23 protein-coding genes are annotated in these 26,649 nt (G+C 56.2%); 18 read left to right on the forward strand and 5 right to left on the reverse strand.

From position 1 onward, the window contains the following. Window positions 1-60: 60 nt before the first annotated feature. Entirely contained in the window at window positions 61-597 is a 537-nt protein-coding gene (locus FNL37_RS00850; protein ID WP_015831177.1) for a YgjP-like metallopeptidase domain-containing protein, read from the forward strand. A gap of 3 nt (window positions 598-600) precedes the next feature. Here the strand turns inward: FNL37_RS00850 and FNL37_RS00855 are convergent, their stop codons facing one another. Both FNL37_RS00855 and FNL37_RS00860 read right to left on the reverse strand, forming a co-directional pair. Continuing rightward, complete coding sequence (locus tag FNL37_RS00855; protein WP_159354810.1) at window positions 601-1,572, reverse strand: GGDEF domain-containing protein; 972 nt, start codon at window positions 1,570-1,572, stop codon at window positions 601-603. A 97-nt stretch (window positions 1,573-1,669) separates the two neighbouring features. After that, window positions 1,670-2,611, reverse strand: a complete 942-nt coding sequence (locus tag FNL37_RS00860) for a GlxA family transcriptional regulator (RefSeq protein WP_159354811.1) — start codon at window positions 2,609-2,611, stop codon at window positions 1,670-1,672. Between the two features lie 115 nt (window positions 2,612-2,726). Here FNL37_RS00860 and FNL37_RS00865 point away from each other — a divergent pair, with 115 nt between their 5' ends. After that, window positions 2,727-3,533, forward strand: a complete 807-nt coding sequence (locus FNL37_RS00865; RefSeq protein WP_013443428.1) for an SDR family NAD(P)-dependent oxidoreductase — start codon at window positions 2,727-2,729, stop codon at window positions 3,531-3,533. An 82-nt stretch (window positions 3,534-3,615) separates the two neighbouring features. Beyond that, window positions 3,616-3,852, forward strand: a complete 237-nt coding sequence (locus tag FNL37_RS00870) for a DUF2798 domain-containing protein (protein ID WP_013443427.1) — start codon at window positions 3,616-3,618, stop codon at window positions 3,850-3,852. Window positions 3,853-3,878: 26 nt separating this feature from the next. On the opposite strand, the gene FNL37_RS00875 is transcribed toward FNL37_RS00870, so the two are convergent. Beyond that, a complete protein-coding gene (locus tag FNL37_RS00875; protein WP_013443426.1) occupies window positions 3,879-4,091 on the reverse strand; it encodes a hypothetical protein in 213 nt (70 codons plus the stop codon). Window positions 4,092-4,155: 64 nt separating this feature from the next. After that, window positions 4,156-4,296 carry a hypothetical protein gene (locus FNL37_RS13880; protein WP_013443425.1) on the reverse strand — a complete coding sequence of 47 codons (141 nt, stop codon included), beginning with the start codon at window positions 4,294-4,296 and terminating at the stop codon, window positions 4,156-4,158. 189 nt (window positions 4,297-4,485) lie between these two features. On the opposite strand from FNL37_RS13880, the gene FNL37_RS00880 reads away from it, so the two are divergent. Together FNL37_RS00880 and FNL37_RS14050 are read left to right on the forward strand one after the other, a co-directional pair. Continuing rightward, the gene (locus FNL37_RS00880) at window positions 4,486-5,346 is read left to right on the forward strand and encodes a ChaN family lipoprotein (RefSeq protein WP_159354812.1); all 861 of its coding nucleotides are present in this window, start codon (window positions 4,486-4,488) and stop codon (window positions 5,344-5,346) included. 264 nt (window positions 5,347-5,610) lie between these two features. Then, window positions 5,611-7,656 (forward strand): sensor domain-containing protein, encoded by a 2,046-nt coding sequence (locus FNL37_RS14050; RefSeq protein ID WP_159354813.1) that lies wholly within the window; start codon window positions 5,611-5,613, stop codon window positions 7,654-7,656. A 47-nt stretch (window positions 7,657-7,703) separates the two neighbouring features. Here the strand turns inward: FNL37_RS14050 and FNL37_RS00890 are convergent, their stop codons facing one another. Next, window positions 7,704-8,312 (reverse strand): TetR family transcriptional regulator, encoded by a 609-nt coding sequence (locus tag FNL37_RS00890; protein WP_015831171.1) that lies wholly within the window; start codon window positions 8,310-8,312, stop codon window positions 7,704-7,706. 120 nt (window positions 8,313-8,432) lie between these two features. Here FNL37_RS00890 and FNL37_RS00895 point away from each other — a divergent pair, with 120 nt between their 5' ends. From FNL37_RS00895 to FNL37_RS00955, 13 genes are all read left to right on the forward strand, one after another. After that, window positions 8,433-9,584 (forward strand): MexX/AxyX family multidrug efflux RND transporter periplasmic adaptor subunit, encoded by a 1,152-nt coding sequence (locus FNL37_RS00895; protein ID WP_015831170.1) that lies wholly within the window; start codon window positions 8,433-8,435, stop codon window positions 9,582-9,584. A gap of 32 nt (window positions 9,585-9,616) precedes the next feature. Then, the gene (locus FNL37_RS00900) at window positions 9,617-12,739 is read left to right on the forward strand and encodes a multidrug efflux RND transporter permease subunit (RefSeq protein WP_159354814.1); all 3,123 of its coding nucleotides are present in this window, start codon (window positions 9,617-9,619) and stop codon (window positions 12,737-12,739) included. Next, entirely contained in the window at window positions 12,736-14,115 is a 1,380-nt protein-coding gene (locus FNL37_RS00905; RefSeq protein WP_159354815.1) for an efflux transporter outer membrane subunit, read from the forward strand. The genes FNL37_RS00900 and FNL37_RS00905 overlap by 4 nt, the downstream gene beginning before the upstream one ends. Window positions 14,116-14,479: 364 nt before the next feature. Then, entirely contained in the window at window positions 14,480-15,469 is a 990-nt protein-coding gene (locus FNL37_RS00910) for a methyl-accepting chemotaxis protein (protein ID WP_013443419.1), read from the forward strand. 35 nt (window positions 15,470-15,504) lie between these two features. Then, window positions 15,505-15,873, forward strand: a complete 369-nt coding sequence (locus FNL37_RS00915; protein ID WP_013443418.1) for a response regulator — start codon at window positions 15,505-15,507, stop codon at window positions 15,871-15,873. A 37-nt stretch (window positions 15,874-15,910) separates the two neighbouring features. Next, window positions 15,911-16,231 carry an STAS domain-containing protein gene (locus FNL37_RS00920; RefSeq protein WP_015831167.1) on the forward strand — a complete coding sequence of 107 codons (321 nt, stop codon included), beginning with the start codon at window positions 15,911-15,913 and terminating at the stop codon, window positions 16,229-16,231. Between the two features lie 42 nt (window positions 16,232-16,273). Continuing rightward, window positions 16,274-18,436: a chemotaxis protein CheA gene (locus FNL37_RS00925; protein ID WP_013443416.1), complete on the forward strand. Its 2,163-nt coding sequence runs from the start codon at window positions 16,274-16,276 to the stop codon at window positions 18,434-18,436. Between the two features lie 57 nt (window positions 18,437-18,493). After that, window positions 18,494-20,128 carry a methyl-accepting chemotaxis protein gene (locus FNL37_RS00930; protein WP_159354816.1) on the forward strand — a complete coding sequence of 545 codons (1,635 nt, stop codon included), beginning with the start codon at window positions 18,494-18,496 and terminating at the stop codon, window positions 20,126-20,128. A 9-nt stretch (window positions 20,129-20,137) separates the two neighbouring features. Next, window positions 20,138-20,665, forward strand: coding sequence for a chemotaxis protein CheW (locus tag FNL37_RS00935; RefSeq protein WP_013443413.1), 528 nt, complete (start codon window positions 20,138-20,140; stop codon window positions 20,663-20,665). 1 nt (window position 20,666) lies between these two features. After that, on the forward strand, window positions 20,667-21,353 hold the full coding sequence (locus tag FNL37_RS00940; RefSeq protein WP_159354817.1) for a DUF2490 domain-containing protein: 687 nt from the start codon (window positions 20,667-20,669) through the stop codon (window positions 21,351-21,353). Between the two features lie 62 nt (window positions 21,354-21,415). Then, the gene (locus FNL37_RS00945) at window positions 21,416-23,587 is read left to right on the forward strand and encodes a HAMP domain-containing methyl-accepting chemotaxis protein (RefSeq protein ID WP_159354818.1); all 2,172 of its coding nucleotides are present in this window, start codon (window positions 21,416-21,418) and stop codon (window positions 23,585-23,587) included. Window positions 23,588-23,596: 9 nt separating this feature from the next. Beyond that, the gene (locus FNL37_RS00950; protein WP_159354819.1) at window positions 23,597-24,130 is read left to right on the forward strand and encodes a chemotaxis protein CheW; all 534 of its coding nucleotides are present in this window, start codon (window positions 23,597-23,599) and stop codon (window positions 24,128-24,130) included. Window positions 24,131-24,381: 251 nt separating this feature from the next. Further along, window positions 24,382-26,640 (forward strand): methyl-accepting chemotaxis protein, encoded by a 2,259-nt coding sequence (locus FNL37_RS00955; RefSeq protein ID WP_483403615.1) that lies wholly within the window; start codon window positions 24,382-24,384, stop codon window positions 26,638-26,640. Window positions 26,641-26,649: the final 9 nt, after the last annotated feature.

Below are 26,649 nucleotides of genomic sequence, written 5' to 3' on the forward strand. Positions count from 1 at the left end.
AATAGTCTGCGATCGGCATGGGGCGGTGTAAAATGCAGCAGCCCACTTCGCCTGCCTATCATGCTGCCCTTGACGCCCACTTCCCATTATCTTGCTGCGTATCCCGCCAGCCTTGTCACACAGGCGCTTGATGTTATTCGGCAGGGAAAACTCGCGGAGATTTTTCTGGCGAAATACCCTGAGCCGCATACCATCCGAACCGACAAAGGCCTGTACGATTTTGTGGTGAAAATAAAAGACGAGTACCTGCGCAATAGCGGACAACTTAGCCGGGTAGCATACGACAGCAAACTGCACATCGTGCGTCATGCGCTGGGCACGCATACGGCCATCTCGCGGGTGCAGGGCGGCAAGCTCAAAGCCAAGCGCGAGCTGCATGTGTCGGGGTTATTTCGCAGCATGCCGGAGGCATTCTTGCGCATGATCGTGGTACATGAACTGGCGCATTTCAAGGAGCGCGACCACGACAAGGCGTTTTACCAGTTATGTTGCTATATGGAGCCGCATTACCACCAGCTGGAGTTCGATTTGCGGGTGTATCTCACCTATCTCGATGCGGGCGGCGAGCCGCTGTGGGAGCCCAGAAGCGCGCCTTGAGGTTCAGTTGCCGCCGATGATGCAGTTGCGGCCCAGCTGCTTGGCCTGATAGAGGCGCTGGTCCACGCTGTTGATAAAATCCACAGACTCATCCTGGTAACCAGGAATCACGGTGCCCACACCCACGCTGATGGTGAGTACCGGGCCGATCAGGGATTTTGCATGCGGAATCTGCGCCTTGAAAATCAGCTTGCGGCAGCGTTCTGCAATTTTTTTGGCGGCATCGCTATCCGTCTGCGGTAGCACCAGAACAAACTCCTCTCCGCCAAAGCGGGCAAAAAAGTCGTTCGCCCGTGTACCCGCACTGCTCAGTATCTCCGCCACCTGCTTCAGGCAATCATCGCCCTGAATATGTCCGTAATGATCGTTGTACTGTTTGAAGTAATCGATATCCAGCATGATGAGGGACAGCGGCTGGCTGTTGCGCCTGGCATTGGTCCATTCCACCTGAATGATGGAATCGAACATGCGGCGATTGGCGACGCGTGTCAGGCCATCCTGGAAAGACAGCTCTTCCAGTTCTTTCTGCAGTTGCAGCAGTTTTTCTTCGGTTTTCTTGCGCTCACTGATATCAAACATGAAGCCGATCAGCGCTTCGACTTCGCCATCCGCATTGCGCAGCACATGCACCACATCGCGGATCCAGATGTATTCGCCATCCTTGGTCAGCGCCCGGTAATCCGCCTCGTGATCAATCCCGGAGCGCGATTGCGACACGCAATAATCCACTACCCATTCACGGTCTTCCGGATGCATGCGCGCGGCCCAGTCGCCTGCGCTCACCCAGCTCTCAGGCGCCCAGCCCAGCAGCGTTTCGATTTGCGGGCCGATGTAGCTGAACGTCATGGTGCGCCAGTCTATTTTCCAGGGAATCGCTTTGGTGGATTCCAGCAGGGTTTTATAGACGGTGCTGTCTGCTTCAGGGGGTTTAACCGGGTTGCTCATATTGGCGGGTGACGCGTTGTCCTGTGTCATGGGCTGTGTCTGCATATTTTAGACCAATATGCAGACCCAGCCGTATGGGGGGTTAGATAGAGTGATATCCGCCGTGCGGATAAGGAGAGGCCTGCGCTTAATGTGTTTGCATGCGGGCCATGCGCTTGATGGCCTGAGGTGGATGCCCCAGGGTGCGGATGAAGGCACGGCGCATGCGCTCGGGGTCGGCAAAACCGGTTTCCCGCGCCACTACGTCAATCGGGTGCCGTGCGGTTTCTATCATGGATTTGGCCGCTTCCACGCGCAGGTTTTCAATGGCTTTGGCGGGTGATTGCCCGGTCTCGGCGCGGAAAGCCCGGCTGAACTGGCGCGGGCTCAGGTGCGCGACATCGGCCAGGTCTTCCACGGACAAAGGTTTGTGCAGGTTGCTGCGGGCGTAGGTCAGCGCGGTCTGGATGCGGTCGGACTTGGGTTCCAGCGTCAGCAGTGCCGAGAACTGCGATTGGCCGCCGGTGCGCCGGTGGTAGACCACCATGCGCTGGGCAATCGTGCGCGAAGCATCCAGCCCGATATCGGCTTCCACCAGGGCCAGCGATAAATCAATGCAGGCCGTCATGCCTGCCGAGGTCCATACCTTGCCCTCGCGAATGAAGATACGGTCTTCTTCCACCTTGATCTTGGGATAGCGGCGCTGCAATTCACGCGCGTGGCGCCAGTGCGTGCTGGCGCGCAGCCCGTCCAGCAGGCCCGCTTCAGCCAGGATGAACGCGCCGGTACATATGCTGGCAATGCGACGGCTGCCGATGTGTGCCTGTTGCAGAAAGCCGAGCAGGCCCGGGCTGGGGGTATGGATACCGATGCTGCCCATCATGATGACGCTATCGTATGCCTGCTCATCGAAGGCTTCCGTGTGTACGGCAACCCCGGCCGAACTGGTCACGGCGCCCCCCAATTCGGATACCAGATGCAGCTCATAAACCGCCTGATGACTCACCACGTTGGCCATTTCAAATACGGTCATGGCCGCCAGATCCAGAATCTGAAAGCCGGGGAACACGACAAATCCGATACGCATCATGATGTCTTAAAAAGTGGGTTAAATGACATTTAAGCCATAGCTTACGTGCATATACTAACTCTCGTCAATCGCTTGTTTAAACACCCACTTAAATTTATTCATCAAGGAGAAACACATGGCGACATCTACTCAAGGCAAGGCTCTCATTACGGGCTCATCTTCCGGCATCGGCGCTGTTTATGCAGATCGCCTGGCCAGGCGCGGTTACGATCTGGTGCTGGTGGCGCGCGATACCACCCGTCTGCAAGCGCTGGCCGACAAATTGCACGCTGCCACTGGTCGCCACGTAGAAATCCTGGGCGCTGACCTGACACGCAAGCAGGACCTTGAGCAGGTAAAGCAAAAGCTGCTCGCCGATAGCGACATCAGCGTGCTGGTGAATAATGCCGGTACTGCAGCGGTGACCTCGCTCTTGGATTCCAATCTGGATCAGATCGACACCATGATTTCGCTCAATATCACGGCGCTGACACATCTGGCCGCGGCGGCTGCCACCAGCTTCGTCAAGCGCGGCAATGGCACCATCATCAATATCGCCTCCATTGTGGCGCTGGCGCCGGACATGCTGAATGGCAGCTACAGTGGCAGCAAGGCCTATGTATTGAATCTCAGCGAATCCATGCATCACGAGTTGTCTGGCAAGGGTGTGCGTGTGCAGGCAGTATTGCCAGGCGCCACACATACCGAGTTGTGGGATCGTGCCGGTTTCTCCGTCAACCATCTGCCACAAGAGATCGTCATGCCAGCAGAAACCATGGTCGATGCAGCGCTGGTCGGGCTTGATCTGGGCGAAGTGGTGACTATTCCTTCCCTGCCCGAAGCGGCCGACTGGACGCGCTTGGTGGATGCGCGCAATCATCTGCGCCCCAACCTTTCGCACAAACAGCCTGCCGCGCGCTACCTGCAAGCCGTGCGTCAGTAATTCTGCTGAGCAGCATGGGCTCGGGCACGCTCCTGAGCCCATGTTTTTTCATGTGCTTTTGATATTGCTTAAGAGGTAGCTCATGTCCTGGAAAATACCGCGCCGTTTTCGGCCGATTGTGTTTGCCGCGGTGATGTCCGCTTTCAGTGTCATGCTGGTTTCCGGCACGCTCACACTGCGGCATTGGGGCTGGCATGCCGGTTTCATGCAGGAGTGGTGGCATGCCTTCTGCACTGCATGGCCTGTAGTTTTTCTGGCGATTCTGCTGGTGGCGCCTCTGGTCGGGCGTCTGGTGGAATGCATTGTGGCGTCTGAGTAATCCCTGACTACCCTTTCAAGCCTTGCTCAACGCCCGGCGTCAACAAACGCCTGATAGAGATTTCGCTCGCGCAGGCAGCTCTCCGCGCTCTTGTCCGCGCAAAACCCGCGCAGTTTGCAAAAGCAGATGTACTGCCCTAGCGTTTCGGTGGATAGCGATTCGGTTCCTCCTTCGGCTTGTTGCTGGCGCAACAAGGCAGCCAGCGCGGCTTGTTCGTCGGGGATCGGTAATGCAGTCATGATGGGCTCTCGTTGTTGTGGTGATGGGGGATGGGCTGATCCATCACGCTGGTGTGGCACCAGCTCAGGCCAGCAGGTATATGAGCAGCCCGAAGTACAGTAGTGCAAACACGGCAACCAGCCAGAACACCCACAGCATATGCCGATGAATATGTTTTAGCGTGGTATTGATGTCATCCAGCTTGCCAGCTATTTCCTGATCCATGAGATTCTCCTGTTGCGCCATCTAGGCGGGCTGCTTATGTTGTCAGCTTATTTTGTGTGTTTAGGAGCAGGGCGTCCATGGCCGGTTCCATGCCGGCGGCCTGCATAACTTCTGCGTGCATTGCCCTGGCTGAACCATACGCCATAGTGTGCGTCAGGGTCAGTATCGGTGGAAACAAGGAGAGAGGTGATGTGGCAACGTACGCTTGTATGGAGCTGGCTGGTGATGGGCACATTGATCGCGGCGCCTGCGGTGGCGGCCGAGCGCATTATCAACCTGGCAACCGGGCAGGTGGTTTCGGCGCAAGCGCTTGTCGATGATCTCGCGCAGCAGGATGTGCTGTTGCTGGGCGAAGTCCATGACAATGCGTTGCACCATCAACGACGTGGCGAACTGCTGAAACAACTCAAAGCGCGGGTGGATGCGCCTGGTTTCTACGTGGTCGCCGAACATCTGCAAGCTGGCCAGCGTGTGCAGTGGCAGGGACCGCTGCTGGCGGATCTGGAGCGTGCCGGATTCAATGCCAACAGCTGGCAGTGGCCTGCGCATGAGAGCCTGTTTGCCGCGGTTCGCGAGGCCGGATTGCCACTCGTGGGCGGCAATCTTGCGCCGGAACAAGTCAGGAATGTGGCGCGTCAGGGCGCGTCCGCTTTGCCAGCCCCGCTGGCCGGCATCCTCCAGCAGGCTCCCTTATCCGCGACGGCGGCAGCGACGCTGAACCAGGATCTGCTGGATGGTCATTGTGGCCAGCTCAAGCCCGAGCATTTGCCTGCCATGCAGCTGGCGCAACGCGCGCGCGATGCGGCCATGTTCAGTGCCTTGCGCGATGCGGGTTCTGGCATGGCAGTGCTGGTGGCGGGCAATAACCATGTGCGGCGCGATTATGGAATACCCGTGATCTTCCATGCGCTGCTGCCGGAACGCCGCGTGCGCGTGGTCGGCTTTGTGGAAGATAACGCCGAACAGATGGCCCGGCTCGATGGCTTGCGCGGGCAATACGATTATCTCTGGATCACCCCCGCACAGGATCGTCCGGATCCCTGTCAGTAATCCCCTTGCCTGATCGCCATACACCAAACTCAGGCATCCGAAAACGTGGCTCGGGGACTTAATCCCGGAGAGATGCATGAAATCAGGCTGTTCAGCCACAGGACCTTATCCTGCGTAATAACCAGGGCTGACATATTTGCGCAGCGACCTCATAAAAGTTGTTCACTAAATGTCCTATAACGTATTACATTGCTAAAAATTTTGTGATTTTCATCACAGGATTGTCCTCTTTTATTGCTGTGTATTTGCTCAAAAGGGTTCTTGATGCTGGATAGTGCGCAAGAAAAAATAACGGCTAGAGAAAAATATCTGCGCACCTTGCTGGATAACTTTCCTTTCATGGTCTGGCTGAAAGACACGAAAAGTCGTCTCTTGGCAGCCAACACGGAGTACGCCCGCGTTGCCGGCGTGTCCTCTCCGCATGAACTGGAAGGCAAAACGGATTTTGATTTTTTTGATCCGGAGCTGGCTAAGGAGTATGTCGAAGGCGACAGGCAAGCCATGGAGAGCGAGCTGCCGGTAGGCACGGTAAACCGCCTGCGGACCGCCGATGGCAAGGATATCTGGATTGAATCTTACAAGTCCCGCCTGGTAATTGACGGCAACATCGAAGGCACCCTGGGCTATGCGCGTGATGTGACCGATGCCATACGCCGTGAACGCGAATACCACTCCCTGATCGAAAACTCCCCCAATCTGATAGTGCGGTTTGACACCGCATGCCGACGTACCTTTGTGAACCAGAAAACCGCCAACCTTTACGGGGTTGCCGAAGATGTCTTGCTGGGCAAAACGCCAAGTGAATTTCCCGGGGGCGATTCTGCCTATGGCTATGAGCAGGTGGTCAAAGAGGTGTTCAAGAGTGGGCGCTCAGCGGCCATGGACTTGCACTGGCATGCACCCGATGGCACCAGCAGGATCATCCATATCTGGCTGGCGGCCGAGCTGGATGCCAGCGGCCTGCCTATCGCCGTGATCGGCATGGGTCAGGATGTCACCGAGACCTACGAGTATCAGGAACGCATACATCATCTGGCCTATTTCGACACCCTGACCAAGCTGCCCAATCGGGCCTTGCTCATCGACCGTGTCGAACAGACCATTGCCGAAGCCGAGCGCCATGCCTATCCGTTTGGCCTCATCATGCTGGATTTGGATCGCTTCAAGGAAATCAACGATACCCTGGGCCATACCCTGGGCGATGTGCTGCTGTGTGAAGTGGCCAACCGCCTGGAAAAATGCGTGCGCCCTTACGATACGGTGGCCCGCCTCGGTGGGGATGAATTCGGTATTCTGGTCTCCGAAATGCGTGTGCCGGAAAACATCACCCGCGTCGCCGACAAGGTGCTGCAGGCCTTTGACCAACCTTTTGTGGTGGATGGTCATGATGTGTTTGTCACCGCCAGCCTGGGCATTGCGGCTTACCCGTCGGACAGCCAGGCCGTGGATGATCTGCTCAAATATGCCGACTCTGCGCTGTTTCACGCCAAGCACCTGGGGCGCAACAATTTCCAGTTTTACTCGGCAGATCTCACCATCAAAGCCGCCGAACGGCGTGAGGTGGAAACCAACCTGCGCTTCGCCCTCAAAAAAGAGGAATTTCTGCTGCACTACCAGCCGCTGGTGGACCTTGCCACCCGCGAGATCATTGGTGCCGAGGCCTTGCTGCGCTGGCAGCATGAGTCTGGCAAACTCATCATGCCAGACAAGTTCATTGGTATCGCTGAAGAGACTGGGCTGATTATCCCGATAGGCGAATGGGTCATGCGTTCTGCCTGCCAGGTGGCCGTGGCGCTGAATCGTGGTCGCCCGCGTCCGGTGACGGTGGCGGTCAATTTATCTACGCGCCAGTTCCTGCACAATGATCTGGTGTCTTCCATACAAGCCATTCTTGCCGAGACGGGCTGCCATACGGACTGGATCAAGCTCGAAATCACCGAAAGCCTGCTGCTGGAAAATACCGACAACATCCAGCGCATGCTGCAAAGCCTCAGTGCCATGGGCTTGTGTATCTCGATTGATGATTTTGGCACCGGGTATTCTGCCCTGAGTTATCTGCATCGCTTTCCGGTGCGCGAACTGAAAATCGACCGCTCGTTTACCAGCGATATTACGGACAACGCCGAACGGGCGCTCATTGTGCAGGCTATCGTTTCCCTGGCCCGCAATCTGAATAAAAATGTGGTGGCCGAAGGCGTGGAAACCCTGGAGCAGGCCGATTACCTGCATAAGATGGGTTGCCCGCAAGCGCAAGGCTACCTGTTCAGCAAGCCTTTGCCGCTGGAGCAGTTTCTCGCGCTACTGGGCTGACGGGTGTGGTAACGGGACAATGCATGCCGCCGGGTGGCGCTGCAGCGCTAGGGTCTCGCCGGCAGGGTGAGCCGTTCCAGCCCCATGGAACAGAGGCGCTCGGCGATATCCCATTTGTCTATCGTGGTGTCGTGATTGAAAAACAGAATGCTGAAGATGCCCTCGATCTGCGCCTGCACATACAGCGTATAAAGCGCGACATCACTATCGGCGGCGAGACTGCCTTCCTGTATGGCGGCTTGCAGGCACTGCGCAATGACGGCGGCGCGTTTTTGTTCCCAGCGCTCGCGTATGCTCACCAGTTCCGGCGTGTCGTCTATGCGCACGTAAAGAATGAACAGCACGCGCTGCAGCGAGCTGGCGTCGATATAGGAATGTACTTCGTGCAGGCAGTAGCGCTTGAGGTAAACCAGGGCGGGCTCTTCCGGGCCGCGCTCCAGTGAGGGAGCGGTATGGATGGCACGCTCGGCCATGGCAATCGCCAGTTCCACCTTGCCTTTGTAATGTCCATACACCGCACCGCGTGACACATTGGCCGCATCCGCAATATTGGCCATGGTGGTGAGGCTCATGCCGCGCTCGTAAATCACGTGTTCGGCGGCATCCAGGATCAGGTCGCGGGTGCGCTGGGAGTCTTCTTTTGTTTTGCGTGCCAAGGCATTAACTCGAAGGAATCGAAGCGCGTAGTATACACCCGATAATTAATCAGTCACGATTGATTGATTATCGGGGCTGGGCTATCATGCCCCATTCTTTATCCGTTGGAAATGTCAGTTATGGGTGTTTTTTCAGGAGAGCGGCGCAAGCTGCTGGCTGCGATGTCCGTCCTCGGGCTCATGAGCGCCTGCTCTTCCGGTGATCAGGCCGCATCGTCGGGCGCTGCCCCGATAGAAGTGCAGGCCATCCAGGTGACCGAAACCCCGGTAACCATGGAAGCCGAGATACCCGGCCGTCTTGAAGCCTATCGCCAGGCGGAAGTGCGGGCCCGCGTGGCGGGCATCGTCACCCAGCGGGTTTATCAGGAAGGTCAGGAAGTCAAAAAAGGCACGCCGCTGTTTCTGATCAACCCCGAACTCCTGGCCGCCGCCCGTGAGGACGCTGCAGGCGCGCTGGCGCAGGCCGAAGCCAATCATCTGAATGCCGTGGACAAGCTGGAGCGCTACAAGGATCTGGTCAGTGATCAATCGGTGAGCCAGCGCGATTACAAGGTAGCTGCATCTGAAGAGCTGGCGGCGCGCGCGGCCCTGCTGTCTGCCAAAGCCCGGCTCAACCGTGCCAATCTGGACCTCGGGTATGCGCGCGTAACGGCGCCGATTGATGGTATTGCCCGCCGCGCTTTGGTCACCGAAGGCGCCCTGGTCGGGCAGGATAGCCCCACCCCGCTGACCACCATAGACCAGATCGATCCGATCTACGTGAATTTCTCGCAACCGGCGGCAGATGTCATGGCGCTGCAACGGGCGATGCGTGCTGGCCAGGTGCAAGGCAAGAAACAGGGGCAGATTACCGTGCGGCTGATCCTGCCTGATGGCTCGGAATACGCGCGCAAAGGCAAGCTTTACTTCTCCGATCTTGCCGTCAATAGCACGACGGACTCTGTGGCCATGCGTGCCCTGTTTGATAATCCGGACCGCGAGCTTTTCCCCGGCGCCTATGTGCAGGTGAAGCTGGATCAGGCGGTGAATCCACATGCCATTCTGATCCCGCGCGATGCGCTGATCAGAACCGCCCAAGCTGCCCAGGTGATGACGCTGGACAAGGATGACAAGGTAGTGCCGGTGGAAGTGCAGACCAGCGGCATGCAGGGTCGCGAGTGGGTCGTGGTGAAAGGGCTGAAACCGGGTGACCGCGTCGTCACAACCAACGTCGCCACGCTGGCCCCGGGAGCGCAGGTAAAAGTCACGCCTGCCGCAGCCCAGAACCCATGATGCAAGCCGTTTAAAGAACCCAAGGCAACGATATGGCCAGATTTTTTATTGATCGCCCGGTGTTTGCCTGGGTGATCGCCCTCCTGATCATCCTCTCCGGCATCCTGGCGATACGCGGGCTGCCGATAGCCCAGTACCCGGACATTGCGCCGCCCGTGGTGAATATCAGCGCGAGCTACCCCGGTGCTTCGGCACGCGTGGTGGAAGAAACCGTCACCTCGGTGATCGAGCGCGAGATGAATGGCGTGCAGGGCCTGATGTACATCTCGGCCACCAGCAGCCAGAGCTCGGCTGGCCTCAGCCTCACCTTCAAGCAAGGGGTGAATCCCGACCTTGCCGCGGTGGATGTGCAGAATCGCCTGAAAACCATCGAAGTGCGGCTGCCGGAAATTGTGCGCCGCAATGGTATTGCCGTGGAAAAGTCGGCTGACAGTTTTCAGCTGATCGTCTCCTTGACGGCGGATGACGCTTCAACCAGCGAAGTGGACCTGGGCGAGCTTGCCTCGGCCAATGTGATCCAGACGCTGCGCCGCGTGCAGGGCGTGGGCAAGGTGCAATCCTTCAGCCCGGAATACGCCATGCGCATCTGGCCGGACCCGAAGAAAATGGCGGCGCTCAACGTGACAGCGGCGGATATTGCCTCGGCCATTCGCAGCTACAACGCACGGGTGACCGTGGGCCAGATCGGCGCCAATGGCGTGCCGGAAAATTCCCCCATCAGCGCCTCCATTGAGTCGGATGCCGTGCTCGCCACGCCGGAGGATTTTGGCAATGTGCAACTGCGTACCAATGGCGATGGCTCGGCGCTGCTGGTCAAAGACCTCGCCAAGGTGGAGCTGGGCAGCAGCGATTACTCCTTCTCATCCAAGGTTAATGGCAAAAATGCCGCAGGCATGGCGATCAAGATGGCGCCGGGCTCCAATGCCGTGGCCACCGTCAAGCGCATACGCGCCGCGCTGGATGAGCTGCAGACGTATTTCCCGCCGGGCGTGACTTACCAGATTTCGTACGATACCTCGGCCTTCGTCAGCATCTCCATTGAAAAGGTACTCAACACCTTGCTCGAAGCCATCGTGCTGGTGTTTCTGGTGATGTATCTCTTCATGCAGAATTTCCGTGCCACGCTGATTCCTACCGTGGTGGTGCCGATTGCGCTCATGGGCACTTTTAGCGTCATGTACGCGCTGGGCTTTTCCATCAATGTGCTGACCATGTTTGGCATGGTGCTGGCGATTGGTATCGTGGTGGACGATGCGATTGTGGTGGTGGAGAACGTCGAGCGCCTGATGGCAGAAGAGGGGCTCTCGCCATACGACGCTACCGTCAAGGCCATGTCGCAGATCAGCGGGGCGATCGTCGGTATTACGGTTGTGCTGGTGTCGGTGTTTATCCCCATGGCATTTTTCAGCGGTGCAGTTGGCAATATCTACCGGCAGTTCTCCTTGTCGCTATCAGTCTCCATCGCCTTTTCGGCGTTTCTGGCGCTGTCGCTCACACCCGCGCTCTGCGCCACCCTGCTGAAGCCGATTACCCCAGGCGATGCGCATGGCAGTCGCGGCTTCTTCGGCTGGTTTAACCGCCGCTTTGCCTGGCTGACCGATCATTACCAGGGCCGTACCAAAAAAATCCTGCAAAAGCCCATACGCTGGATGGTGGTGTACGGCAGCATACTGGCGGTGGTCGCGCTGTTGTTTGTGCGCTTGCCGACGGCATTTTTACCGGATGAAGACCAGGGCAACTTCATGGTGGTGGTCATGCTGCCGCAAGGGGCGACCATGGCCGAAACCGATGCCGTGCTGAGCGAAATCAGCCAATACCTGCAAAAGAACGAGCCGATTGAATATGTATTCGAAGTCGGTGGTTTCAGTATCTACGGTACCGGCACCAGCAGCGGCATGCTGTTCGTGACATTGCGCGACTGGAAAGAACGCACGGCGGTTGAGCAGCAGGTAAAGGCGATTGTGGACCGCGTCAATATGCGGTTTTACGGGCGGCCCAATCAGACCATTTTTGCCCTGAATGCGCCTCCGCTGCCCGAGCTTGGCTCCACTGGCGGCTTTGATTTGCGCTTGCAGGACCGTGGCAATATCGGCAAGGAAGCGCTGGCGGCAGCGCGAGACAAACTGCTGGCCAACGGTGCCAAAAGCGAGGCTGTCACCAACCTCATGTTTGCCGGTCTGCCGGATGCACCGCTGGTGCGGCTGGATATCGACCGCCGCAAGGCAAGCGCGCTGGGTGTGAGCATGGATGACATCAACGATACGCTGGCCACCATGTTCGGCTCCAATTACATCGGCGATTTTGTCTATGGCAACCAGATCCGGCGCGTGATCATGCAGGCCCAGGGCCATAGTCGCCAGAGCCTGGATGATCTGAATAATCTGCGGGTAAGAAATGCCCAGGGCGAGCTGGTTGCGCTGTCGTCGTTTGTGACCATGAGCTGGACCACGGGCGCGCCCCAGCTCACACGCTTTAATGGCTATCCAGCGTTTACCATCAACGGCAGCGCGGCGCCGGGCCGCAGCAGCGGAGAGGCCATGGCTGAAATGGAGCGCCTGAGCCGCGAACTGGGCAAGGGCATCGGCTTTCAGTGGGCGGGCCAGTCGTATGAAGAACAACTCTCCGGCAGTCAGGCCAGCATGCTGTTCGGGGTATCGATACTGATCGTGTTCCTGGCGCTGGCCGCCTTGTACGAAAGCTGGCTGATTCCGCTATCCGTGATACTGGTGGTGCCACTCGGCGTACTGGGTGCCCTGCTCGGCGTGACCCTGCGCGACATGCCGAATGATATTTACTTCAAGGTCGGCCTGATTGCCACCATAGGTTTGTCTGCCAAGAACGCCATTCTGATTGTGGAGTTTGCCAAGGATCTTTATGCGGGCGGCATGAATATCATCGATGCCACCGTTGAAGCCTCGCGCCAGCGCTTGCGTCCCATCGTGATGACCTCACTGGCGTTTGGCGTGGGCGTATTGCCGCTGGCACTGGCCACCGGTGCGGCTTCCGGCGCGCAGTCCGCCATCGGCACCAGTGTGCTGGGCGGTATTATTTCGGCCACGGTGCTGGCGATCTTCCTGGTACCGCTTTTCTTTGCATTGATCGGGCGTTATATCAAACGCTCGCCACCGCCTGACAAGGACGTCGCATCCGTATGAGAACTACCTTAGCCTGGGGGATGGCCGGTATGGCATGGCTGTGTGTGGGTGGCTGCTCGCTGGCGCCAGACTATACCCGGCCGGCCTTGCCTGTGCCGTCTTCCTACCCGGTCGCCACCGAAGCGCAAGCCAGCGCCAATGCTTTGCAATGGGCGCAGTATTTCCCTGATCCTGAGCTGCAGGCGCTGATTCAGCGGGCGCTGCAACACAACCGGGATTTGCGCGTGGCGGTGCTGCGCATTGAAGAGGCGCGCGCGCAATATGGCATCCAGAAAGCCGATCGCCTGCCTACGGTCAATGGCACGCTGGGCTATGAGCGCAGCCGCAGCGTACTCACGCAGGGGCAGAAGTTTGATACCGATTTCTACCGGGCGGGGGTGAATGTCACCGATTTTGAGCTCGACTTTTTTGGGCGGGTAAAGAATCTCTCCGCGGCTGCACTGGAGCAATTCTTATCCACGCAGGATGCCCGCGAGAGCGTGCAAACCAGCCTGGTGGCCGAGCTGGCAACCGCGTATGTAAACCTGCTGGCCCTGAACGAACGCTTAACCGTCGCGCAGGAGACGCTGAAATCGCGCCAGGCATCGCTCAGCCGAATCAAGCGGCGCTATGAAGGCGGTCTGGATAACGCCATAGAGCTTAAAACCGCCGAGATTCAGGCCAAGACGGCCGAAGCCAGTGCCTCGGCGCTGGCGCGTGAGCAGGCGCAGGCCATCAACGCCTTGCAGCTTCTGGTCGGCGATGGCACCCCGGCAGAGGCCTTGCCACCCAAAGCGCTCAATGATGTGCAGATGGAAACCGTTGCGGCAGGCTTGCCCTCGCAACTGCTGGAGCAGCGGGCGGATATCCGGGCGGCCGAGCATCGCCTGCTGGCGGCCAATGCCAATATCGGCGCTGCCCGTGCGGCGTTCTTCCCGCGCATTCAGCTCACCGCCAGTGCCGGGCTGATCAATGACGATTTGCTGCGCCTGTTTGGCGGCGGCAGTGATCGTGTGTGGAGTTTCACGCCGCAGCTGGTCTTGCCGATTTTCAATGCAGGTCGCAATCAGGCCAGTCTTGATCTGGCCGTGGTACGCAAGGATGTGGCCGTGGCCGAGTATGAAAAAACCATACAGACCGCATTTCGCGAAGTCGCCGATGTGCTGGTGGTCAGCCGCCAGATTGAAGACGAGATTGCCCTGCAAGCCAGCATTGCCGAGGCGGACCGCGAACGCTTGCGCCTGGCGACGCGCCGGTATGAGCGCGGGGTTGCTAACTATCTCGAACTACTGGATGCGCAACGCAGCCTGTATGACTCTGAGCAGCAACTGGTGCAGTTGAAGCAGCTCGGCCTCGTCAACAAGATCAATCTTTACAAGGCGCTTGGCGGCCACTGAGTGGTCGTCAGCCGCGCTTTTCCACCGTCGGGCATTCAAGCCCGGCTCAAGCTCATCCGCACAACTCCCGGTTCTTTCTGGGATAGCATCATTTTTTTGTAACAGGCCTCACGAATCATTAAAGAAAGCTGGCCTAGCTGCCGTAATGCCTTTTAAGACGTGGGCAAGTTATATCCGACTCTTCATCCAATGCATGAGGAATGTCGGCTAATTGCATCAAACACGCAAACTGCACTCTTTTCCTGAGTCTTATCAAGAAATTGAAAATATTGGATACGGGGAAAATCCTGACATGAAGACTGGGTGGCATCCTGTCATCCGATAAGAGCAGCTTTTATGCTGCCAGATAAATAAGGATTTAATTGTGAGTGGAAACGACAACAGCATGACCGCCATGCAAGATGGCATGCAGGAGGCTGGGCAGTCTGAAATCGTAGGGCTTTCAGATCTCTGCTACAGCGTTTTGCCGATATGGTCGGGGCAGGTGGAGTTTGCCCGGCAGCATACCGAGGAGGAGGTCGGCCAGCTCGTCAGTCGTTTCTCCAATCTCTCACAGCGCATCAATAACGCCATCAAATCCTCGCAGGGCAATGAAAGTGAACATGGCATCGTTAGCCTGCTACGGGACAGCCAGACCCAACTGAACGACATCACCTCCAGCCTGCGTAATTCCCTCGAAGAAAAAAAGATCCTGCTCAACACTGTACAGCAACTTGCCAATGTAACGCGCGAGTTGCAAGAGCTGGCCAATACCGTGGGCCAGATCGCCAAGCAGACCAATATGGTGGCGATCAATGCCGCCATTGAAGCCGCCCACGCCGGTGAGCTGGGCCGTGGTTTTGCCGTGGTGGCGGATGAAGTGCGCAAGCTTTCAAGCAACTCGGCCCGTGTGGGCAAAAACATTGCCGACAAGGTGCAGAGCGTAAATGGCGGTATTGCCGAAACCCTGGCCATGTCCAAGCAGTATTCCGAAAACGACCAGCTCATGGTGCAAAACGCCGAAACCGCCATCAATGATGTGCTCGGCAAGTTCAAGCATCAGGCCGATGAGCTGACGGCATCTGCCGAGACCGCCCGCAGCGAGAGCAAGCATATCGGCGGCGAGATTGCGCAAGTGCTGGTATCGCTGCAGTTCCAGGATCGGGTAAGCCAGATTCTGGCCAATGTGTCTGAGCAGCTGAACATGCTGCATCAGGAGGTGGCCTCCGGCACTGCTTACATTGATCCGCAATCCTGGCTGGGCCGCATGCAGAACAGTTACACCATGCCCGAGCAGACCAATATCCACAGTGGTCATGCTTCGGTTGCCGCGTTGCCGAATAACGATGCAGATAACGAAATCACGTTTTTTTAGCCCATTTTTAGTCCATGTTCAAAGAGGGGAAGTAAATGTCCAAAACAGTCATGATCGTCGATGACTCAACGACGCTGCGGCAAGTGGTTCGACTGGCATTGGAAGGCGCGGGATACAGCGTGCTGGAAGGTGCTGATGGCAAGGACGCTTTGTCCAAGCTTACCGGTCAGAAAGTGCACCTCATTGTCAGTGATGTGAATATGCCGAATATGGATGGCATTACCTTTGTGAAAGCCGTCAAGCAATTGCCTGCTTACAAATTCACACCGGTGATCATGCTGACTACCGAAGCCGGGGAAAGCAAAAAGCTGGAAGGCCAGGCTGCTGGCGCCAAGGCCTGGGTGGTCAAGCCATTCCAGCCTGCGCAGCTTCTCATGGCGGTTTCCAAGCTCATCATGCCCTGAGCATTTCTCAGGCTTCGATACTTACGAAAGCGATGCCATGACGATTACTGTCAACATTAATGGAGCCATGGGCCATGTCGTCATTGAAGGTGAAATGACGATTTTCGAGGCAGCCGAATATCACGCCGCCCTCCTGCCCCCGGTCACCCAGTGCCACACGCTGGAGCTCGACCTTACCAATGTCACGGAAATTGATACATCGGGTTTGCAGTTGCTGGTCTCGGCCAAGCTGAGATCGCAGCAAACCGGGTCCACATTAAGCATTACCGGCCATAGCGAGACAGTGCAGCAAGTGCTGGACGCGACCGACCTGGCAGGCTTTTTCGGCGATCAGGTTGTACTGACTGCAAGCGAATAATAACGATAGTTTTTGGGGGTTGTAATGAGTTTAGATGACGCAATGCAGACATTCATCATTGAATGTCGCGAGCTGCTTGAAAGCATGGAAGCTGCCTTGTTGTCGGCAGAAGAAGCCCCGGCCAGCGAAGAAGCGATCAACGCCATTTTTCGCGCGGCTCACACTATCAAGGGCTCTGCCGGGTTATTTGGTCTCGACCACATCGTGTCTTTTGTCCACGTGGCCGAAAGCGTGCTGGACAAGGTACGCAATAACGAAATCCCGCTGGACCCGCCACTGGTTGCCCTCATGCTGCAGGTATGCGACCACATTGGCCTTCTGGTGAGCTATCTGGAACAGCTGAAGGAACCGGATAACGATCTGCTGGAAGGCTCTGCCATCCTGCAAGCCGGCCTCTCCATCTACCTCAGTGATACCCCGCCGCCCAGTGCCTCCACCCTGCCGGTGGAACATGAAGCCCCCTACGAATCCGAAGGCGGCACGCCGGTAGAAACCGATAACTGGCACCTCTCGCTGCGCTTCAATCAGGATGTCTTGCGCAATGGCATGGACCCCCTGTCCTTCATTCGCTATCTGGGCACCCTGGGCAAAGTGGTCAGCATCATCACCCTCACCGACACCCTGCCGCCGCTGGACGCCATGGACCCTGAAACCTGCTATCTCGGTTTCGAGATCAGCTTCAGTTCCAACGCCGACAAAGCCGAGATTGAAAGCGTATTTGATTTCGTGCGCGAAGGCAGCCTGATCCATATCCTGCCACCGCGCAGCAAGATCTCCGAATACATAGAACTGATACAAAGCATGCCCGCCGACGATATGCGTCTGGGCGAGTTGCTGATCAAATGCGGCACCCTCACCCGCCAGGAGCTGGAAGATGGTCTTGCCAGCCAGCGACAGGTCGAGTCCCCTGATCAAGCCAAGCCGATCGGCGAAGTGCTGATCGAACAGAATGTGGTGCAGCCGGTGGTAGTGGCCGCCGCCCTCGACAAGCAAAAAGCTGTCAAGGACGTGAAAACGGCAGAAGCCAGCCTGATTCGCGTGGATGCCAACAAGCTGGATCAACTCATCAACCTGGTGGGCGAGCTGATCATTGCCAGCTCGGGAGCCAGCCTCATCGCCCAGAAAGAAGCCTTGCCGCATCTGCTGGAATCTACCTCCACCATTTCGCGTCTGGTGGAAACCATACGTGACTCCGCACTTTCGCTGCGCATGGTGCCGATTGGTGGCACCTTCAGCAAGTTCAAGCGCGTGGTGCGTGATGTATCGGCCGAGCTGGGCAAAGACATCCAGCTTGAAATCAGCGGTGAAGAAACCGAGCTCGATAAAACCGTGGTGGAAAAAATCGGCGACCCTCTGACCCACCTGGTGCGTAATTCCATGGACCATGGCATTGAGCCAGCGGATGTGCGTGTTGCGCGCGGCAAGCCCGTGGTGGGCACGCTCAAGCTCGATGCCTATCATGACTCCGGCAATATCATCATCGAAGTCAGTGACGATGGTGGCGGCCTCAACAAAGACAAGATTTTTGCCAAGGCTGTGGAGCGCGGGCTGATCAAGCCAGACCAGATACTTAGCGAAAATGAAATTTACAACCTGATATTCGAGCCCGGTTTTTCAACCGCCGATGCGGTCAGCAATCTTTCCGGCCGTGGTGTGGGCATGGATGTGGTGCGTCGCAATATCGAAGCCTTGCGTGGCACGGTCGAAATCCGGTCGGTGCTGGGCGAAGGCGCCACCATGCGCATACGTTTGCCACTCACACTCGCCATCATTGATGGCTTCCTGGTAGAGGTCGGTGATTCTTCCTACGTCGTGCCGCTGGATATGGTGATCGAGTGCATTGAGCTACCCGTAACGCAAGCCGGTCACAACGCGGAAAACGACGCCGACTTTATCAATCTGCGTGGCGAGGTGCTGCCTTACCTGCGTTTGCGGAAACACTTTGAGATAACTGGCGAGCCACCTCGTCGGGAGAATGTGGTCGTGGTTCAGTTTGGTGATCGCAAAATGGGGATAGTCGTAGATCAATTAATGGGGGAATTACAGACCGTGATCAAGCCGCTTGGCAAAGTACTCAACAAAATCAGGGGAATTGGTGGCTTCACCATTCTTGGCAACGGCCGTGTTGCCCTGATTGTCGATGTGCCCAGCATGATGCAGGAGGCTGAACATGCGGCAAACGCACAAATTTCTGATGCCAGCTGAATAACGTATTTAGCAACGACTACTTAATCCTAAAAACTCTTGTCTCTGGAGACCAAAATGAAACTCACAGTTGCGAAAAAAATGATCCTGTTACTGTCCATTGCCGTTATTGGACTTATCGTTCTCGCTTTCAGCGGGCAGTACTACATCAATCAGGTTTTTGAGAAAACCAACTATGTCACGATCAATACCGTCCCCAGTATTATCGTGCTGGATGATCTGAGCAAATCCTACTCTGACTTGCAGGAAACGGTTTATCAGCACGTGATCAATACTGACGACGCCACCATGGCTCAGCTGGATAAGACAGTGTTGGAACATCGCGCAAAAATGGATGAGGCGCTCGACAAGTACGAAAAAAACAACATCACAGATGCCAAGGACGCTTCGCTCATCAAAGACATTCGTTCTGCATTGAAGGAATATGACCCGGTGAGAGAGCAGTTACTCTCTTTGTCACGGGCAAACAAAATTGAGGAAGCACGCAAATACACGTTTGCTTCCAAGGACGTATTCGCAAAAGTCCACGAGATGATTAATGCCGATCGACAATACAACGTCGAAATTGGCAATAACGCTTCTGCCGAAGCGGTGGCGATTCAGCGTACCGCAGTTCTCAATTCCATGATCATTACCGTGGTCGTATTGATTGTGGTCGCCATCATCGGCGTTCTGATTACGCGGGACCTGCTCAAGCAATTGGGTGGCGAGCCAAATTACGCTGCTGAAGTCGCAACCCGAGTGGCATCCGGTGATCTTTCCATGCAGGTGGAAACCAAGCCAGGTGACACTACCAGCATGCTGGCCGCGATGAAGGCCATGGTGGAAAAACTCTCCGGTATTGTCAGCGAAGTGCGTAGCGCAGCCGATGGCATTGCCAGTGCATCCGAGCAGGTGAGCTCGACTGCTCAGAGCTTGTCGCAAGCCACCAACGAACAAGCCGCCAGCGTGGAGCAAACCAGTGCTTCGGTGGAAGAGATGAGTGCTTCCATCAACCAGAACACCGAAAACGCCAAGGTCACTGAAGGAATTTCGGCTAAAGCCTCTACCGATGCCAACGAAGGTGGTGCTGCCGTGGTGCAAACCGTGGAAGCCATGAAGAGCATCGCCAACAAGATCAGCATCATTGATGACATTGCTTACCAGACCAACCTGCTGGCGCTGAATGCCGCGATTGAAGCCGCCCGCGCTGGCGAGCACGGCAAGGGCTTTGCCGTGGTGGCTGCCGAAGTGCGCAAGCTGGCAGAGCGCAGCCAGGTTGCCGCGCAGGAAATCGGCGAGCTGGCATCCAACAGCGTAGGCACTGCCGAAAAAGCCGGCAAATTGCTGGAAGAAATGGTGCCCAATATTAACAAGACCAGTGATCTGGTGCAGGAAATCACCGCTGCCAGCCAAGAGCAAAGCAGTGGTGCTGCGCAGATCAATGTGGCGATGAACCAGATGAGCCAGATCACGCAGCAGAACGCCAGCAGCAGTGAAGAGCTGGCCGCCACCGCCGAGGAAATGAGTGGTCAGGCCGAGCAATTGCAACAGCTGATCGCCTTCTTCAATATCAAGGAAACAGGTTCATCCTTCCAGCGTGCCGCACCCAAAAAAGCGCCCAAGTCCAAAGGCGGCGCCTACGCTCCACCAGCCGCTCAGGCCTCGCCTGGTTTTAATGAGGCCGAAGACGCCGAGTTTGTGAAGTTCTAAGGAGCCATCATGGTGGAAACAGTCAAACATGCAGTAGCCACCGGGCAGAGCCTGGTGGCGGGCGGCCGGGCGCTGGAAGATCAGCAGCAGTACCTGACGTTCATGCTGGGGGCGGAGATCTTTGCCATCAATATCCTCAGCATCAAGGAGATTATCGAATACGGCAATCTCACCATCGTGCCCAAAATGCCCTCGTTTATCCGCGGGGTGATCAACCTGCGTGGAGCCGTGGTCCCGGTGATTGACCTTGCTGCGCGCTTTGCGCGTGGTGAGGCCGCCATCTCCAGAAAGTCCTGCATCGTGATCATTGAAGTGGAGCACGAAGACGTACAACAAGTGATAGGCGTACTGGTGGATGCGGTGAATGAAGTACTGGAAATCGCCAGCGACCAGATTGAGCCAGTGCCGTCGTTCGGGGCCAAGATACGCACCGACTTCATTGATGGCATGGGCAAGGTCGACCAGAAGTTTGTGATCATCCTCAATGTCAACCAGGTCTTGTCCGTGGATGAGATGGCTGAGCTGGTGCAGGCCTAGCATGATGTCCACGCGCTTTGTCCTGCCATCGCTGTTGCTCATCGCTAGCCTGGGCTTTGCCAGCCTGGCTGCCGCTGCGACGGATGAGGACAATCGCTTGTGGCTCAACCTGACCCTGCAGGGCAAGCTGCCTGCCGATGGCTGGCGCTGGTATGCCGAAATCCAGCCACGCTTTCGTGAGAATGCCGAGCACATTGATAGCCTGCTGCTGCGCCCCGCCATCAATTACAAGGTATCCAAAAACCTCAGTGCCTGGTTGGGTTATGGCTATATCCGCAACTACCTGGTGAGTGGCGATATACGCGATGAGCATCGCCTGTGGCAGCAGTTGCTCTATGCATTCGAGCCTATCGGCTCAACCTCGTTGTCTGCCCGCCTGCGTCTGGAAGAGCGGCGGGTGGAGCAGTTTGAAGATACCGGTTACCGGCTGCGGCAGATGCTGCGCATGACCCATCCCTTGTCCGAGAGATGGGGGGTCGTGGTCTGGGATGAGGTGTTTTTCAATACCAATCATACCGATTGGGGCGCACGCAGTGGCTTTGATCAAAACCGGCTTTTCCTGGGCGTATCCCATGATTTGTCTGCCAGCGTCAAGACCGAGTGGGGCTATCTGAACCAGTACATCCGCACATCGACGGATGACCGTATGAACCATACCTTGTCAGGGGTGTTGAATGTCAATTTTTAAGCGGACACAGAAATGTTCTGAGCATATTTTATAAATCTAAATTTATGGGTTGGAGATTGAAAATGAGAATGACTGTTGCGAAAAAAATGAGTTTGTTGGTAATTGTGGCCTTGATCGGCCTGATCACTCTGGCGTGGCTGGGCCAGAACCGGATGGATTACGTATTTGACGCAACCAATGTCTCCAATACCAATAGTATTCCCAGCATCGTGACGCTGAGCCGCGCCAACGAAAATTTTGGTTACCTGCGCGCCCGAGCGTATCGGCATGCCTTGATGAACGATGATGCCAAGATGGCCGAGATCGAAACCAAGATCAAAGAAGCGCGGGACAATATTCTCAAGGAATTCAAGAGATACGAAAAGGAAGGCATGATCGCCGATGATAAAGACCGCGACATGCTGGAAGAAAACGTCAAAGCCCTGAACGACTACCTGCCCGGGCTTGAAAAAGCGGTGGAGCTTTCCCGCCAGCACAATCAGGAAGGTGCGCGCGAAGCCCTGAACGCCAATGTGCCCAACGCCGAAAAGGTTTCCACCAGCCTGATCGCCCAGATGGAATACAACATTGAGATTGCCACCAAGTCGGCAGAAGCAGCCCTGGCAGCCAAGAGCAGTGCCAAAGTCATGTCCAACATCGTGGCGGTCAGCATCCTGGTGCTGATGATTGTGATTGGCTTCATTATCACCAAGGGCATTGTCACCGGCCTCAATAAATCCGTATCCGTGGCGGAAGCCATTGCCCGCGGCGATCTTTCCAGTGATGTTGCCATTACCAGCCAGGATGAAATCGGCCAATTGCAGGGTGCCATGAAAACCATGCTGGAAAGCCTGAAAGGGTTTATTGCCGACATGAATCACATGTCGCATGAGCACGATGCCGGTGATATTGACGTGACGATGGGAGCGGATAAATTCCAGGGCGATTTCAGGACCATGGCGAGTGGCGTGAATGCCATGGTGGGCGGCCACATTGCCATGAACAAGAAGGCCATGGCGGTATTCAAGGAATTTGGCGAGGGTAACTTTGAAGCGCCTATGGAGCAATTGCCCGGCAAAAAGGTGTTTATCAACCAGACCATCGAGCAGGTGCGCCGCAATCTGAAAGCCGTGTCTGCCGATACCCGTCAGCTGATTGGCGCTGCTGCCGAGGGCAAGCTGGATTATCGTGCCGATGCTTCCAAGCACAAGGGCGAGTACCACACCATCGTACAAGGCATCAACACCACGCTGGACAATATCATTGTGCCTTTGAACGAGGCGATTTCGGTACTGCAGGCCATGGAAAAAGGTGACCTGACCAAGACCGTGGATGGCCATTACAAAGGTCAGCTGGAAGACTTCAAGCAAACGGTCAACAACACCATCGAAAAAATCTCGCAGGTGGTGGCAGAAGTGCGCAATTCGGCGGACGGCATCGCCAGCGCTTCCGAGCAGGTGAGCTCCACGGCGCAGAGCCTGTCGCAAGCCACCAACGAGCAAGCAGCGAGTGTGGAAGAAACCAGTGCATCGGTTGAGCAGATGAGCGCTTCCATCAACCAGAACACCGAAAACGCCAAGGTGACCGAAGGCATCTCGGCCAAAGCGGCCGCAGATGCCAATGAAGGTGGCGCTGCTGTATTGCAGACAGTCGCTGCCATGAAGAGCATTGCCAACAAGATCAGCATCATCGATGACATTGCCTACCAGACCAATCTGCTGGCATTGAACGCTGCTATTGAAGCCGCCCGTGCTGGCGAACATGGCAAGGGCTTTGCCGTGGTGGCCGCCGAAGTGCGCAAGCTGGCCGAGCGCAGCCAGGTAGCGGCGCAGGAAATTGGCGAGCTGGCTGAAAGTAGCGTCGGTACCGCAGAAAAAGCCGGCAAGCTGCTGGAAGAAATGGTGCCCAACATCAACAAAACCAGTGATCTCGTGCAGGAAATTACCGCCGCCAGCCAGGAGCAAAGCAGCGGTGCATCGCAGATCAATGTCGCCATGAACCAGATGAGTCAGATCACGCAGCAGAACGCCAGCGGCAGCGAAGAACTGGCTGCCACTGCCGAGGAAATGAGCGGTCAGGCCGAGCAACTGCAGGAGCTCATCGGCTTTTTCAGCATCTCGAACAGTGACTCCTCATCCAAGCGCGTCAACACCAAGAAAGCGGCCAAGCCCAAAACAGCGGCTTACACCCCGCCCTCTGAGGCTGTGACATCGAGTTTAGAGGATGCCGACGACGCTGAATTTGTGAAGTTCTAAGGGGCCATCATGAATGCGATGGTCAATGAAGTGGCGCAAGGCCGTAGCGTGGTGCCGCGCGGCGCATTGCTGGATGGGCAAGATGACGATCAGCAGTACCTGACGTTCATGCTGGGGGCAGAGATATTCGCCATCAATATCCTGCGCATCAAGGAGATTATCGAGTACGGCAATCTGACCGTGGTGCCCAAAATGCCCTCGTTTATCCGCGGGGTGATCAACCTGCGGGGGGCCGTGGTGCCGGTGATTGATCTGGCCGCGCGCTTTGAAAAAGGCGAGGCCAAGCTGTCACGCAAAACCTGCATCGTGATTATTGAAGTGGAGCACGAAGAGGTGCATCAGGTCATCGGCGTGATGGTGGATGCCGTGAATGAAGTGCTGGAAATAGCCAGCGATCAGATTGAGCCAGTGCCGTCGTTCGGGGCCAAGATACGCACCGACTTCATCAATGGCATGGGCAAGGTTGATCAGAAGTTTGTGATCATCCTCAATGTAAACCAGGTCTTGTCCGTGGATGAAATGGCGGAGCTGGTGCAGGTGTAGTGTGGTTTTTCAATTGTAATGGCAGTGTGGGGTGGCATGCGTCGGCATGAGCGTTAGCAGATACCGCGCAACTAACTTATGGAGTGGATTTTGCAGTGATTTTCTAATTCGAGGTATTGATCATGGGTTTTCTAGGCATAAGAGTCAAACAAGAGCGCATTGATGAAGTGGTACATGCACTGAATCAATTGCAACAGGGCAACACCGTGATACAGATTCATGACGCGGAGCGTGATGCACTGAGTCCGGTCATGGAAAGCCTGAAGCGATTGCAGGTCAGTCTGGACCAGCAGAAAAAGGATCTCGCCTCTTTTGTGCAGGACATGAACCACATGTCCAAGGAGCACGATGCGGGTGATATCGATGTCATGATGAATACCGATCGCTTCCAGGGCGATTTCAGGATCATGGCGGCCGGGGTCAATACCATGGTCGGTGGACATATTGCGGTGAAGAAAAAGGCCATGGCCGTGGTCAAGGCCTTCGGTGAAGGCAATTTTGATGCGCCGATGGAACAGCTGCCAGGCAAGAAAGCCTTTATCAATGAGACCATCGAAAAGATGCGCAGCAACCTGAAAGGCTTTATTGCCGACATGAGTCACATGTCGAAAGAGCACGACGCTGGTGATATCGACGTCATGATGAACACGGAAAAATTCCAGGGCGATTTCCGCACCATGGCCGCTGGCGTCAACACCATGGTCGGCGGACATATTGCGGTGAAGAAAAAAGCCATGGCCGTGATCAAGGCCTTCGCTGAGGGCAATTTTGATGCGCCGCTGGAGCAGCTGCCAGGCAAAAAAGCCTTTATCAATGAAACCATCGAAAAGATGCGTGGGAATTTGAAAGGCTTTATCGCGGACATGAGCCATATGTCTCACGAGCACGATACCGGTGATATCGACATCATGATGAGTACAGACAAATTTCACGGCGATTTCAGGGTGATGGCGGCGGGTGTCAACAGCATGGTGGCGGGCCATATTGCCGTGAAGAAAAAAGCCATGGCAGTCGTGCAGGCTTTTGGTGAAGGTAACTTTGATGCTTACCTAGAACAGCTTCCCGGCAAGAAAGCCTTCATCAACGACACCATTGAAAAAATGCGCGGCAATCTGAAAGGCTTTATTGCCGACATGAATCATATGTCGCAAGAGCATGATGCAGGCGACATTGATGTCATGATGAATGTCGACAAGCTGCAGGGCGACTTCAAAACCATGGCTACCGGGGTCAACTCCATGGTGGCGGGCCATATTGCCGTGAAGAAAAAAGCCATGGCGGTTATCAAGGAGTTTGGCGAAGGTAACTTTGAAGCACCCATGGAACAGTTGCCTGGCAAGAAAGCCTTTATCAACGACACTATTGAGCAAGTGCGCCGAAACCTGAAAGCCGTGTCTGCCGATACGCGCGAGCTGATCGGGGCTGCTGCCGAGGGCCAGCTGGATTATCGTGCCGATGCTTCCAAGCACAAGGGCGAATACAACACCATCGTGCAAGGCATCAATACCACGCTGGACAACATCATTCTGCCGGTCAACGAGGCGGTGTCTGTGTTGCAGGCGATGGAACAGGGAGATTTGACCGTCAAGGTAAAAGGCCAGTACAAAGGCCAGCTGGAAGACTTCAAGCAAACGGTCAACAACACCATCGAAAAGATCTCGCAAGTGGTGGCTGAGGTGCGCAATTCGGCAGATGGCATTGCCAGTGCAGCGGATCAGGTGAGCTCGACAGCGCAGAGCCTGTCACAGGCGACCAATGAGCAGGCCGCCAGCGTGGAAGAAACCAGTGCGTCGATTGAGCAGATGAGTGCTTCGATTAATCAGAACGCTGAAAATGCCAAGGTGACCGAGAGCATCTCGGCCAAGGCGACGGCGGACGCCAATGAAGGCGGCGCGGCAGTGGTGCAGACCGTGGCAGCGATGAAGAGCATTGCCAACAAGATCAGCATCATTGATGACATTGCCTATCAGACCAATCTGCTGGCGCTGAATGCGGCGATTGAAGCAGCGCGTGCTGGCGAACATGGCAAGGGTTTTGCCGTGGTGGCCGCTGAGGTGCGCAAGCTGGCAGAGCGCAGCCAGGTGGCCGCGCAGGAAATCGGCGAACTGGCTGAGAACAGCGTCGGGACGGCCGAAAAAGCGGGCAAGCTGCTCGAAGAAATGGTGCCCAACATCAACAAGACCAGCGATCTGGTGCAGGAGATTACGGCTGCCAGCGAGGAGCAAAGTACGGGGGCGGCGCAGATCAATGTGGCAATGAACCAGATGAGCCAGATCACCCAGCAGAACGCCAGCGGCAGCGAAGAACTGGCTGCCACTGCCGAGGAAATGAGCGGGCAGGCCGAGCAGATGCAGGAGCTCATCGGCTTTTTCAATATAGGCCAATCCGATAGCGGCATCCGGACGGCTGCCAAGCGACATGCCAAGCCTCAACTCGTTAAAAAATCGGCAAACGCCGAAACCTCCTTTTCATTTGATGAAACCGAGGATGCCGAGTTTGTGAAGTTCTAAGGGGCCATG

This window comes from Methylovorus glucosotrophus (assembly GCF_009858335.1).
In the GTDB taxonomy this organism is placed as follows: Bacteria; Pseudomonadota; Gammaproteobacteria; order Burkholderiales; family Methylophilaceae; genus Methylovorus; species Methylovorus glucosotrophus.

What these genes read in the sequence shown, in the direction of transcription:
- FNL37_RS00955 (WP_483403615.1), top strand. Translation starts at nt 24,382, where the DNA reads ATGGAAAGCCTGAAGCGATTGCAGGTCAGTCTGGACCAGCAGAAAAAG.
- FNL37_RS00935 (WP_013443413.1), top strand. Translation starts at nt 20,138, where the DNA reads ATGGTGGAAACAGTCAAACATGCAGTAGCCACCGGGCAGAGCCTGGTG.
- FNL37_RS00950 (WP_159354819.1), top strand. Translation starts at nt 23,597, where the DNA reads ATGAATGCGATGGTCAATGAAGTGGCGCAAGGCCGTAGCGTGGTGCCG.
- FNL37_RS00945 (WP_159354818.1), top strand. Translation starts at nt 21,416, where the DNA reads ATGAGAATGACTGTTGCGAAAAAAATGAGTTTGTTGGTAATTGTGGCC.
- FNL37_RS00900 (WP_159354814.1), top strand. Translation starts at nt 9,617, where the DNA reads ATGGCCAGATTTTTTATTGATCGCCCGGTGTTTGCCTGGGTGATCGCC.
- FNL37_RS00920 (WP_015831167.1), top strand. Translation starts at nt 15,911, where the DNA reads ATGACGATTACTGTCAACATTAATGGAGCCATGGGCCATGTCGTCATT.
- FNL37_RS00930 (WP_159354816.1), top strand. Translation starts at nt 18,494, where the DNA reads ATGAAACTCACAGTTGCGAAAAAAATGATCCTGTTACTGTCCATTGCC.
- FNL37_RS00875 (WP_013443426.1), bottom strand. Translation starts at nt 4,091, where the DNA reads ATGACTGCATTACCGATCCCCGACGAACAAGCCGCGCTGGCTGCCTTG.
- FNL37_RS00870 (WP_013443427.1), top strand. Translation starts at nt 3,616, where the DNA reads ATGTCCTGGAAAATACCGCGCCGTTTTCGGCCGATTGTGTTTGCCGCG.
- FNL37_RS00925 (WP_013443416.1), top strand. Translation starts at nt 16,274, where the DNA reads ATGCAGACATTCATCATTGAATGTCGCGAGCTGCTTGAAAGCATGGAA.
- FNL37_RS00880 (WP_159354812.1), top strand. Translation starts at nt 4,486, where the DNA reads ATGTGGCAACGTACGCTTGTATGGAGCTGGCTGGTGATGGGCACATTG.
- FNL37_RS00860 (WP_159354811.1), bottom strand. Translation starts at nt 2,611, where the DNA reads ATGATGCGTATCGGATTTGTCGTGTTCCCCGGCTTTCAGATTCTGGAT.
- FNL37_RS13880 (WP_013443425.1), bottom strand. Translation starts at nt 4,296, where the DNA reads ATGGATCAGGAAATAGCTGGCAAGCTGGATGACATCAATACCACGCTA.
- FNL37_RS00940 (WP_159354817.1), top strand. Translation starts at nt 20,667, where the DNA reads ATGATGTCCACGCGCTTTGTCCTGCCATCGCTGTTGCTCATCGCTAGC.
- FNL37_RS14050 (WP_159354813.1), top strand. Translation starts at nt 5,611, where the DNA reads ATGCTGGATAGTGCGCAAGAAAAAATAACGGCTAGAGAAAAATATCTG.
- FNL37_RS00865 (WP_013443428.1), top strand. Translation starts at nt 2,727, where the DNA reads ATGGCGACATCTACTCAAGGCAAGGCTCTCATTACGGGCTCATCTTCC.
- FNL37_RS00855 (WP_159354810.1), bottom strand. Translation starts at nt 1,572, where the DNA reads ATGACACAGGACAACGCGTCACCCGCCAATATGAGCAACCCGGTTAAA.
- FNL37_RS00850 (WP_015831177.1), top strand. Translation starts at nt 61, where the DNA reads ATGCTGCCCTTGACGCCCACTTCCCATTATCTTGCTGCGTATCCCGCC.
- FNL37_RS00915 (WP_013443418.1), top strand. Translation starts at nt 15,505, where the DNA reads ATGTCCAAAACAGTCATGATCGTCGATGACTCAACGACGCTGCGGCAA.
- FNL37_RS00895 (WP_015831170.1), top strand. Translation starts at nt 8,433, where the DNA reads ATGGGTGTTTTTTCAGGAGAGCGGCGCAAGCTGCTGGCTGCGATGTCC.
- FNL37_RS00905 (WP_159354815.1), top strand. Translation starts at nt 12,736, where the DNA reads ATGAGAACTACCTTAGCCTGGGGGATGGCCGGTATGGCATGGCTGTGT.